This window comes from Streptomyces xingningensis, from assembly GCF_054957865.1.
This window is the reverse complement of sequence record NZ_JBDJPF010000044.1, coordinates 47,703-58,350: the sequence shown is the minus strand read 5'-3', so window position 1 is coordinate 58,350 and position 10,648 is coordinate 47,703. Positions and strand designations below refer to the sequence as shown.

The following is a 10,648-nucleotide window of genomic DNA, read 5'->3' as shown; positions in this document are numbered from 1 at the left end:
TGGCGTTGTCGTGGTGGTCGAGGTGCCTGGTGGGGGGCCGCCGGGGGGGGGGGCCGGGGTGGTCGACGCCTCGGTGGTGGTCGGGGGTCACGGTGGGGGGGGGGGGGTGCCTGTGGGTGTTCGGGGGGGGTTGTTTGTTGTTTTGTTTGTTTCTTTTGGCACCGTTGGGGGGGGGGGGGGGCCGCGGGGCCCCGCCCCGCCCTGATGTGGTGATCTCAGCTTGTAGTGATCTCAGCGGCCCTTGGGCATCCGCATGCCCTTGGGCATCGGACCCTTCGGCACCGGCATATTGCTCATCAGATCTCCCAGCGCCCGCAGCCGGTCGTTGACGACCGTCACCTGTGCGCCGGGCAGCACTCTCGGCAGCTTGAGCAGCGTGGTGCGGAGCTTCTTGAGCGGCACCTGGCCCTCGCCCTCGCCCACCACGATGTCGTGCACCGGCACATCCGCCACGATGCGCGCCATGCGCTTCTTCTCGGCCGCCAGCAGGCTCTTGAGCCGGTTGGGGTTGCCCTCGGCGACCAGCACGATGCCGGCCTTGCCGACGGCCCGGTGCACGACGTCCTGGCTGCGGTTCATCGCCACCGCGGGCGTCGTCGTCCAGCCGCGGCCGACGTTGTCCAGCACCGCGGCCGCGGCGCCCGGCTGGCCCTCCATCTGCCCGAAGGCAGCACGCTCGGCACGTCGCCCGAAGACGATCGCCATCGCGAGGAAGGCCAGCAGGAAGCCCAGGATGCCCAGGTAGATGGGGTGGTCGATCCAGAAGCCAATGGCGAGGAGCACACCGAAGGTGACAATGCCCACAGCCGCGACGACAAGACCGACCTTTGAATCGACCTTCTTGGTCATCCTGTAGGTCAGGGCGATCTGCTTCAGTCGCCCGGGGTTCTCGGATGTTTCCTTCCTCGCCATAAGGCGAAGTTTACGTGGCCTGCGGACCCGGGGCTGCCGCGGCCTCCAGCAGGTGCTGTGCCTCGCGCCGGTCCTTGGCCCGGCGGCGGTCCTCGAGCACGGCGGTCCAGGCATTGCGGCGGGCCGTGCGCTGGCCACGGCGCATCAGCAGTTCCTCAAGGGCACGCAGCGCCCCGGAGACGGAGGGCGGGCGGACGAAGAGCGTGGCGGGAAGAGCGGAAGGAGCGCTGGTGGCTGTCGCCGTGGTCGCATCGGCGGGTGCGGCCTGCATGTCGGTGTCCCCTCGAGAGCGGAAAGGTGAGAGGTGGGGGAGCGCTGCGTACTGCTGTGCGTGCTTCCATCGTCACCGAACGGTGTTACCAACGCATGACCTGTTGGTCAAACACTATGAAACGTTGATGCGGCCCATACCGGCCCCCGACGGGGGCGATATGGGCCGCATCAAAATCACATACAACCTACGCTGCAGCTCGGCCTCGCCGCTCGATCGCCTGCTGGTAGAGGCGGCCGGCGCGGTACGAGGAGCGGACCAGGGGGCCGGACATGACACCGGCGTAGCCGATCTCGTCCGCCTCCTGCTTCAGCTCGACGAACTCCTGCGGCTTGACCCAGCGCTCGACGGGGTGGTGCCGCGGTGAGGGGCGCAGGTACTGGGTGATGGTGATGAGCTCGCAGCCCGCGTCGTGGAGGTCCCGCAGCGCCTCGCTGATTTCCGCCCTCTCCTCGCCCATGCCCAGGATCAGGTTGGACTTGGTGACCAGGCCGGCCTCGCGGGCCCTGGTGATGACTTCGAGCGAACGCTCGTAACGGAAGCCGGGGCGGATGCGCTTGAAGATCCGGGGGACGGTCTCGACGTTGTGCGCCAGCACCTCGGGGCGGGCGGAGAAGACCTCGGCCAGCTGGTCCGGCTTGGCGTTGAAGTCGGGGATCAGCAGCTCCACGCCGGTGTCCGGCATCAGGCCGTGGATCTGGCGCACGGTCTCGGCGTAGAGCCAGGCGCCGCCGTCCTCGAGGTCGTCACGGGCCACGCCGGTGATCGTCGCGTACTTGAGCTCCATGGCCTGGACGGACTCGGCCACCCGGCGGGGCTCGTCGCGGTCCAGCGCCTGCGGCTTGCCGGTGTCGATCTGGCAGAAGTCACAGCGCCGGGTGCACTGGTCGCCGCCGATCAGGAAGGTCGCCTCGCGGTCCTCCCAGCACTCGTAGATGTTGGGACAGCCCGCCTCCTGGCACACCGTGTGCAGGCCCTCGCGCTTCACCAGACCCTGGAGCTCGGTGTACTCGGGGCCCATCTTCGCCCGGGTCTTGATCCACTCGGGCTTGCGCTCGATGGGGGTCTGGGCGTTCCTGACCTCAAGGCGCAGCATCTTGCGTCCGTCGGGTGCGACAGCGGACACTCCGGCTCCCTATGGCTTCGATTCTTCGGCGGACACCAGGGTACGCCCGTTCGTTCACACGTTCTTACGCCCAGAGAACCTCTGAGGTCCGGGGCGCATTCCCGCCGCGCCGCCCGGGTCGTCCTAGCCGGCCCGGGGGAGCGGCTCCGCCGACTCCAGGACCGCCCGCAGGTGTTTCTCCACCAGGGGGAGCATTTCGGCGACGGGCACCCGGCGGCCCAGCTCATTGGAGAGCGAGGTCACTCCCGCGTCGCGGATGCCACAGGGCACGATCCGGTCGAACCAGGTGTTGTCGGGGTCGCAGTTGAGCGCGAAGCCGTGCATGGTCACGCCCTTGGCGATCCGGATGCCGATGGCGGCGAGCTTGCGGTCCTCGCGGCGCTGGCCCGCGTTGGAGGGGGCGTACTCCGGGCCGTTCAGCCGGGCGTCGAACTCCTCGTCCGCCAGCCGGGGGTCGAAGTCCAGGCCGAGCCCGCCAATGGCGGGACGTTCCGCCAGGGGGGCGCCCAGCACCCACACCCCGCTGCGGCCCTCCACCCGGGTGGTCTCCAGGCCGAGGTCCGCACAGGCGCGGATCAGGGCCTCCTCAAGGCGGCGGACATGCGCGATGACGTCCACCGGGCGTGGCAGCTTGAGGATCGGATAGCCGACGAGCTGGCCCGGGCCATGCCAGGTGATCTTGCCGCCGCGGTCCACGTCGACGACCGGGGTGCCGTCCAAGGGGCGCTCGCTGTCCTCAGTGCGCCGCCCCGCGGTGTAGACCGCCGGGTGCTCCAGCAGCAGGCAGGTGTCCGGGATCTCGTCCGCGAACCGCGCGGAGTGCACCCTTCGCTGCTCCTGCCAGGCCTCCTGGTACTCCACGGCGTCCGCTCCGAACCCCAGGTGGACAAAGCGCAGCTCACTCACGGCAGCTCCTCTTCGGACCTTCTCGAACCCTGCCACTGTACGGCGGTGCTCCGCGGGGGCTCCGGGCGAGGCCCAAGGCAAGATCGGAACAGTTGCCGGTGGTGCCGGTTTCCGTGCCTATTTGATCTGTCTTTGATCTGTCCTCACACGATCGGATGAATGCGGGGCGAAGGTCGCGTTCGGGGCGTTGGCTACCGCTAAATTCGCGCCGTTCCAGAATGGCGATCAGGGAGACCGGGCAGGTTGATGACGGAACGACCCCCACAGCGCATTCCCAACCGCCAGCTCGCCGCGCTCATCGCGGAGGCCGGCTTCTCCAACGCGGGGCTCGCACGTCGCGTCGATCAATTAGGGCTTGAGCACGGCCTCGACCTGCGCTACGACAAGACGTCCGTCACCCGGTGGCTGCGCGGCCAGCAGCCGCGCGGCACCACACCGGCGCTGATCGCGGAGGTCTTCACCCGGCGGCTGGGGCGGCGGCTGTCGGCGCAGGACCTGGGCCTCGACGCATGTGCGCCGGTGTATGCCGGGCTGGAATTCGCCGCTTCGCCGGCGGAGGCCATTGACATCGTCAGCGGGCTGTGGCGCAAGGACTCCGGCAGCCACACCGAGCTGCGGAAGATCGCGTTCACTCCGGCGGGACTGGTGGTGCCCAGCCGCGACTGGCTGATCGGGCGGGCGGACGACCGGGTGGCGCGCAGTGCCGGGCCCGGGCCGGAGCGCCCCGCGGGTCCGGCGGCCGCCGCCGGGCAGGCGCGGGGCACGGTGCCGCGGCAGCGTGCCGAGCGTGCGCCGGGCGGGCGGGTCTCGATGGGGGACATCGCGGCCCTGCGATCGGTGGGCGAGCTCTTCCGCACGCTCGACCACGCCTATGGCGGCGGGCACGCACGGCAGGCCCTGGTGCGCTATCTCGAGCACGAGGCCGAGCCGATGCTGCGCGGCACCTATGGCGAGGCCACCGGGCGGCGGCTGTTCGGCGCGGCCGCCGACCTGACCCGGCTGGCCGGGTGGACGTCGTACGACATCGCCGCGCACGGTCTCGCCCAGCGGTACTACGTGCAGGCCCTGCGGCTCGCCCAGGCGGCCGGGGACCGGGCGTACGGCAGCTATGTGCTGGTGACGATGAGCCGGCAGGCCGTCTACCTCGGGCACGGCCGGGAGGCGGTGCAACTGGCCCGGGTCGCCCAGCAGGGCGTCGGTTCGGGCGCCGCGCCCGTGGTGCAGTCGCTGCTGCACGCGGTGGAGGCGCGCGGGCACGGCGTGCTCGGCGAGGTACGGGCGTGCTCGGCCTCGCTCGCCCGCGCCGAGCGGGCGCTGGAGGCCGCGCGGCCGGGTGATGAAGTGCCGTACTGGATCCGCTACTTCGACGAGGCGCAGCTGGCCGACGAGTTCGGGCACTGCCATCGCGATCTGCAGCAGTGGCGGGCGGCGGCGCAGCACGCGGAGCGGTCGCTGCAGCTGCGGAGCGCGGGGTATGCGCGGAGCCGGCTGTTCTGCCGGGTGGTGCTGGCCTGTGCCCGGCTGGGGCTGGGCGAGTTGGAGCAGGCCTGTGCGCTGGGTGTGGAGGCGGCGCAGGCGGCGGTGGAGATGCGCTCGGTCCGGGCGGTGGAGTATGTCCGGGATTTCGAGCGGAGGCTGGAGCCGTACCGGGACGCGGGGCCCGTCCGGGTGTACCGGGAGAAGGTGGCGGCGCTGTAGGGGCCGGTGCCGCGTCGGGTGGACGGTCCTGGTGCCCCGTCCACCCGCCGGCCGAGCGCAGCGGTCATGCGGCGCGCAGCGCCGGTGCGCCGTAGCCCGGCCTGATGCCCAGGTCGCGCAGGAGCGCTTGGGCGGCCCGGCGGCCGGAGAACAGGGCCCCCTGGACCGTGCTGGTGTCCCGGTGGTCACCGCAGACATACAGCCCGGACAGCAGCCGCACCGGCCGTCGCACATCGTGCGGCGCCGGCATGGCCGGGACCGCGTCGGGGTCGTGATGCGCGGCGAGCAGGGAGAAGTCGCCGGGCTGCAGGTCGTAGACGCGCGCGAGCTGGGCCCGGGCCGCGCGGTCCAGCTCCGCGACCGGCGTGGCCGCCTCGGCGCCGAGGACGGTGGAGGTCACCAAGGCCCGCCCGGCGGGCGCTCGTTCGGGGTCCACCTCGCTGGCGACGGTGGTGTGCGCCACCGGACCGCCGCGGCCGGCGGTCAGGATCAGCGAGGCGTCCCGGGGCGGCGGTGCGTCCGTGGTGTGGTGCAGGACGGTCACCGGGTGGAAGCCGGGCAGCCGGAGCCCGGGGAGCAGTTCGGCCGCGGCCCGGGCGCCGGTGGCCACCACCACCGAGCGGCACCGGAACTCGCCGTGTGCGGCGGTGCTGACGGAGGTGGTGCACGCGGCGGTGGCGTGCACCCCGCTGCGGACCGTCTCCGGTGGCAGCAGGGCCGCCAGCAGGGCCGGGATGGTGCCCGCGCCGCCCGCCGGGATGCAGAGCCGGCCCCGGGCGAAGCCGCGCAGGACCAGGTCCGCGCACCGGCTGGAGGTGGTGAGTTCCGGGTCGGAGAGCAGCGAGGCGAGGAGGGGGCGGAGGAAGCCCTCGACCGTACGGGCGGGCAGGCCGCGGGTGGTGAGGGTGGCGGCCGTGGGCCGGTCGGGCCGGGCGAGCATCCGGTCGACGGGCAGCGCGGCGAGGCGGGCCAGTGCCGAGCCGAGCCGGGCCTGGTCCAGGCCCGCGGTGCGGGACGCGCGGGCGGCCGTGGCCAGGGCGCGGGCGGTGGTGAACGCCCGCTTGGCGCCCCGGGTTTCGCCGATGCGGTGGTTGCGGCCGTCGGCATGGACCAGCACACCCGGGATGAACGGGCGCAGGGTGAGCGCGCCCAGGCCGGGGGTGCGCAGGAGATCGGGGAACGAGGTATTGAGCAGCTGGCCCGAGCGGTCCAGCCGGAAGCCGTCGACCTGGTCCGTGGTCATTCGGCCGCCCGGCTGGGGGGCGGCCTCCAGAACCGTGACTGTTACGCCAGCGTTGGTGAGCTGATGCGCCGCGGAGAGGCCGGCGAGCCCGGCTCCCACAATGACGACATCGGCGTGGTGTGCGCTGCTGGCCACGTGCCCTCCCGGGGTGGTCGGTCCGCTCGCTCGGGGGCGTGATGCCCCCAACGGGCTGCGACGATGCGCGAGTTCGCCTCGACCGTAGAGAGAATTCCGGTCAATAACAGTCGCGCACGGGAAGAGCACGGTCGCACGGTGGTCGCACAATCATCAGCTTGAAGCGCGGCCCCCGGAGGACAGTGCCGCGCGTACGGCGCTTTCGATGTCGGGGAAGGCGAAGGAGAAGCCCGAGTCCAGCAGCCGCCGGGGCAGTACGCGCTGGCTCGCCAGCACCTCGGTGGCCATCTCCCCCAGTGCCAGCTTGAGCGCCGGAGCGGGGACGGCGAACGGGGTGGGCCGGTGCAGTACGCGCCCCAGGGCTGCGGTCACCTCGCGGTTGGTGGCCGGCCGCGGGGCGGTGAGGTTGACCGGGCCGGACAGCTCGGAGTCCAGGAGGTGGCGCAGGGCGGCGATGTGGTCGGCCAGGGCGATAAAGCTCCAGTACTGGCGGCCGTCGCCGAGCCGTCCGCCCAGGCCCAGCCGGAAGAGGGGGAAGAGCCGGGCCCAGGCTCCGCCGGTGCGGGCCACCACCAGGCCGGTGCGGGGGAACACGGTGCGGATGCCCGCCTGGACGGCGGGGCCCGCGGCCGCTTCCCACTCCTGGCAGAGGTCCGCCAGGAAGCCGTGGCCGGGCGGGGTGCGCTCGTCGGCCGGGCGGTCGCCGGTGTCCCCGTAGATGCCGATCGCGCTGGCGCTGACCAGGACCCGGGGCGGGGTGTCCAGGGCGGCCAGGGCCTTGGCGACGGCGGTGGTGCCCAGGACGCGGCTGTCCCGGATCTCCTTCTTGCGGGCGGTGGTCCAGCGGCGGTCGCCGACGCCCGCACCGGCCAGGTGGACCAGGGCTTCGCAGCCGGTGAGCCGTGGGGTGTCGACCCACTGGCGGCCGGGGTGCCACTCGATTTCGCGGTCGGTGCGCGGTGTGCGCCGTACGAGCCGCATCACCTGGTGGCCGTCCGCCTCCAGGGAGTGGACGAGCGCCGTGCCGATGAGCCCGGTCGAGCCGGTGAGTGCAATGCGCATGATCCTCAATTTCCCCTTGCCTGACAGTAGTTACTTTGGCAACACTGACCCCATGCAGTTGACGATTCGTGCCGCCGACCTTGCCGATGACGCGGTCCTGGCCGAGATGGACCGGCGGTGCTGGTCGCCCCTGCACGCCGTCGGCCCCCGGCCGGAGCCGCCGTACGAGCCGTTCTTCGGTGAACGGACCCGGCCCGAGCAGCTGCTGGTCGCGGAGCTGGGCGGGGAGATCGCGGGGTACATCCGGCTGGTGCGCTCCATCCCGATCCCCAGCAATGCCCATGTGCGGCAGATCCAGGGCCTGTTGGTGGACGACCGGTTCCGGGGCAAGGGGGTGGGGCGCGCATTGCTGCGGGCGGTGGCGGAGGAGGCCCGGCGGCAGGGGGCGTCGCGGCTGACGCTGCGCGTACTGGGGCACAACGAGGCCGCCCGGCGGCTGTACGCCACGGAGGGCTTCACCGAGGAGGGCCTGCTGCCGGGGGAGTTCCTGATGGACGGGGAGTATCTGGACGATGTGCTGATGGGGCGCGCGCTCACTCCCTGAACCGGTCCCACAGCCTGGGGAAGCGCTCCGCCAGCGCCGCGTCGTCCTCCGGGTCGAACGGTGTGCCCAGCGGCTCGGGCGGGGGAGCGGGCAGGCCCAGGTCGGGAGGCTCGGCGCCGGTGAGCTGCTCATACGCCTCGTCGGCGGCGAAGCCGAGGTCCTCGCCGTCCCCGTCCACCTCCTCGTCGAAGTCGTCGAGGAGGTCCGCCAGGCTGTCGGGATCGTGGACCGCGCCCTCGAAGACCTCCCGGCCCTGCCCGATGAGCCAGCAGCGGAAGAAGTCGAAGACATCGTCGCCGGCGCCGTTCAGCAGGACCGCCGCCGCCCCCCACAGTTCCCATAGATACGCCCGGTTGTAGCGCGCCTCGAAGTGCCGGGCGAAGTCCAGCACATTGTCCGGGTCGAGCTGCAGCAGCCGCTCGACCAGCAGATCGGCCTGGTCCTCGGAGTCACCCCCGGCGGCCTCGCGGGTGCCGTCGATGAGTTCCCAGAACTCCGTCTCGTCCATCACGCCAACAGCATCCGTCCTGCCCTCGGGGCCCGCACGCCGAAGGGTTCTTATGCGGCCGTGTCGTTATCCCGCAATACAGGACAAGAGATGTCCGGTATCGGTGACAGGGTCACTCGTGTTCAGGAACAGGCACGAGAGAACGGGCAGATACCCATGGGAAAACTGACGGGCAGAGTCGCACTGGTCGCGGGCGCCACCCGGGGAGCGGGCCGGGCCATGGCGGTCGAGCTCGGCAGGGCCGGTGCCGTGGTCTATGCGACCGGGCGCACCACGCGCGAGCACCGCAGCGAAGTCGGCCGGGGGGAGACCATCGAGGAGACCGCCGAACTGGTGACGGCAGCGGGCGGCACCGGCATCGCCGTACCCACCGACCACCTGGAGCCCGAGCAGGTCAGGGCCCTGGTGGAGCGCATCGACCGGGAGCAGGGGCGGCTCGATGTGCTGGTCAACGATGTGTGGGGCGGTGACCACCTGCTGGAGTTCAGCAAGAAGGTGTGGGAGCTCGACCTCGAGAAGGGGCTGCGGATGCTGCGGCTGTCCATCGACACGCACGCCATCACCAGCCACTACGCCCTGCCGCTGCTGATCCGGCGGCCCGGCGGGCTGGTGGTCGAGATCACCGATGGCAATGAGGAGTTCAACACCAAGCAGTACCGGGAGAACCTGCTCTTCGACCTCGCCAAGTTCGGGCCGATCCGGATGGCGTGGGGGCTCGCCCACGAGCTGGCGGAGTACGGCGGCACGGCGGTGTGCGTCAGCCCGGGCTTCCTGCGCTCGGAGGAGATGCTCGACCACTTCGGGGTCACCGAGGAGACCTGGCGGGAAGCGGTGAAACAGGAACCGCACTTCGCGATCTCCGAGTCCCCGGCCTTTGTCGGGCGGGCGGTGGCCGCGCTGGCGACGGATCCGGAGCGGGCGAGGTGGAGCGGGAAGTCCGTGTTCAGCGGGCAGTTGGCGAAGGTGTACGGCTTCAGGGACCTGGACGGATCGCAGCCGGACGGCACCCGGTACTTCGACGAGGTCGTCTTCGGGGGACGTGACGCGACGGCGGACGACTACCGGTAGAGCTCCCCGCTTCGCGCCGCCGCCTCGGCGAACCGCGCGCGCAGCTCCGGCGGCTCCAGGACCTCCGCCTCCGGGCCCAGCGACAGCAGCTGCTCATAGGCCACCGCCGGTGACTCCACGGGCAGGGTGACGGTGATCCGCCCCTGCCCGTCGGGCTCCCCGGCGGCCTCCACCGCCTCCCGCCCGGCGGTGAGCTCCGTCACCTGCGGCAGCCGCCGGGCGCCCTCCGGGGTGAGGCGCAGCACGACCCGTTCGCGCAGCAGGGAGCGGGTGAAGAGGGCGGCCTGGTCCGCCCAGAAGACGGAGAGGTCAAAGCCCTCCTCGCGGCGGAACCGCTGCTCGCCCACGGTCACCGCGGTGAAGCGGTCCGCCCGGTAGACGCGGAAGTCACCCTGCACCCGGGCCGCCAGATACCAGACGCCTGCCTTGAGGACGAGGCCGTACGGCTCGAGCTCGCGCTCCACTTCGCTGCCGTCGCGCCGCCGGTAGCGGGCGGCCAGCAGGCGGTCGTCCCACACGGCGTCCGCGATGGCGGGCAGCAGCGCGGGCGGGTCGGCCGGCTGCCACCAGCCGGGGGCGTCCAGGTGGAAGCGCTGGGCCGCGCCGGCGGGGGCGTCGCCCAGCTCCGGCGGCAGGGCCGCGGAGACCTTGAGCCGGGCGGCCGAGGCGGCGTCGGCCAGGCCCATCTCGCGCAGCGCGGTGGGCACTCCGGACAGGAACAGGGCCTCGGCCTCGGTGCGGCCCAGGCCCGTCAGCCTGGTGCGGTAGCCGCCGATCAGGCGGTAGCCGCCGGAGCGGCCGCGGTCGGCATAGACCGGCACGCCCGCCTCGCCCAGGGCGAGGACATCGCGCGCGACGGTGCGCTCCGAGACTTCCAGCTGCCGTGCCAGTTCGGCGCCCGTCATCGACGGCCGGGACTGGAGCAACAGCACCAACTTGATCAGCCGAGCCGCTCGCATGCCCCCCATCATGAACGGCGGCACCGGCGGCGGAACAGACTTGACGGAACAGACCCGGGGCGGACGACAGGACTCGGTGCGCCCAGCCAGGGCATGGTCGACGCACCGGGGCCTGCCGTCAGTCACCCCTGAGCCGCTCCCCGACACAGGACAGGGCGGTCGAGTGCGGCTCCGGCGGAGACGATACGCCCCTGATCGATGATCGATCAATCCTGG

Annotated in this window: 11 protein-coding genes; 3 read left to right on the top strand and 8 right to left on the bottom strand. The window is 72.0% G+C overall.

Annotated features, from left to right (window positions below):
- Positions 1-231 precede the first annotated feature (231 nt).
- The 4 genes from ABCR83_RS22155 to lipB all read right to left on the bottom strand — a co-directional run bounded on the left by ABCR83_RS22155 (position 232) and on the right by lipB (position 3,215).
- Positions 232-912, bottom strand: a complete 681-nt coding sequence (locus ABCR83_RS22155) for a DUF4191 domain-containing protein (protein WP_462696865.1) — start codon at positions 910-912, stop codon at positions 232-234.
- 10 nt (positions 913-922) lie between these two features.
- A complete protein-coding gene (locus tag ABCR83_RS22150; RefSeq protein WP_462696864.1) occupies positions 923-1,183 on the bottom strand; it encodes an SCO2195 family GlnR-regulated protein in 261 nt (86 codons plus the stop codon).
- 187 nt (positions 1,184-1,370) lie between these two features.
- Positions 1,371-2,309: a lipoyl synthase gene (lipA, locus tag ABCR83_RS22145; protein WP_462696863.1), complete on the bottom strand. Its 939-nt coding sequence runs from the start codon at positions 2,307-2,309 to the stop codon at positions 1,371-1,373.
- A 123-nt stretch (positions 2,310-2,432) separates the two neighbouring features.
- Positions 2,433-3,215 (bottom strand): lipoyl(octanoyl) transferase LipB, encoded by a 783-nt coding sequence (lipB, locus tag ABCR83_RS22140; protein WP_462696862.1) that lies wholly within the window; start codon positions 3,213-3,215, stop codon positions 2,433-2,435.
- Between the two features lie 246 nt (positions 3,216-3,461).
- On the opposite strand from lipB, the gene ABCR83_RS22135 reads away from it, so the two are divergent.
- A complete protein-coding gene (locus tag ABCR83_RS22135; RefSeq protein WP_462696861.1) occupies positions 3,462-4,913 on the top strand; it encodes a regulator in 1,452 nt (483 codons plus the stop codon).
- Positions 4,914-4,977: 64 nt separating this feature from the next.
- Here ABCR83_RS22135 and ABCR83_RS22130 read toward each other — a convergent pair whose 3' ends face one another.
- Together ABCR83_RS22130 and ABCR83_RS22125 are read right to left on the bottom strand one after the other, a co-directional pair.
- Positions 4,978-6,291, bottom strand: coding sequence for an NAD(P)/FAD-dependent oxidoreductase (locus tag ABCR83_RS22130; RefSeq protein ID WP_462696860.1), 1,314 nt, complete (start codon positions 6,289-6,291; stop codon positions 4,978-4,980).
- Between the two features lie 153 nt (positions 6,292-6,444).
- A complete protein-coding gene (locus ABCR83_RS22125; RefSeq protein ID WP_462696859.1) occupies positions 6,445-7,362 on the bottom strand; it encodes a TIGR01777 family oxidoreductase in 918 nt (305 codons plus the stop codon).
- 43 nt (positions 7,363-7,405) lie between these two features.
- Between ABCR83_RS22125 and ABCR83_RS22120 the strand changes: the two genes are divergently transcribed.
- The gene (locus ABCR83_RS22120; RefSeq protein ID WP_462696858.1) at positions 7,406-7,897 is read left to right on the top strand and encodes an N-acetyltransferase family protein; all 492 of its coding nucleotides are present in this window, start codon (positions 7,406-7,408) and stop codon (positions 7,895-7,897) included.
- Here ABCR83_RS22120 and ABCR83_RS22115 read toward each other — a convergent pair.
- Positions 7,887-8,405 (bottom strand): DUF4240 domain-containing protein, encoded by a 519-nt coding sequence (locus tag ABCR83_RS22115; protein WP_462696870.1) that lies wholly within the window; start codon positions 8,403-8,405, stop codon positions 7,887-7,889. The two genes, ABCR83_RS22120 and ABCR83_RS22115, sit on opposite strands and share 11 nt — an antisense overlap.
- 156 nt (positions 8,406-8,561) lie before the next feature.
- Between ABCR83_RS22115 and ABCR83_RS22110 the strand changes: the two genes are divergently transcribed.
- Entirely contained in the window at positions 8,562-9,473 is a 912-nt protein-coding gene (locus ABCR83_RS22110; protein WP_462696857.1) for an SDR family oxidoreductase, read from the top strand.
- Here ABCR83_RS22110 and ABCR83_RS22105 read toward each other — a convergent pair.
- Positions 9,464-10,432 (bottom strand): helix-turn-helix transcriptional regulator, encoded by a 969-nt coding sequence (locus tag ABCR83_RS22105; protein ID WP_462696856.1) that lies wholly within the window; start codon positions 10,430-10,432, stop codon positions 9,464-9,466. The genes ABCR83_RS22110 and ABCR83_RS22105 overlap by 10 nt on opposite strands.
- Positions 10,433-10,648 lie beyond the last annotated feature (216 nt).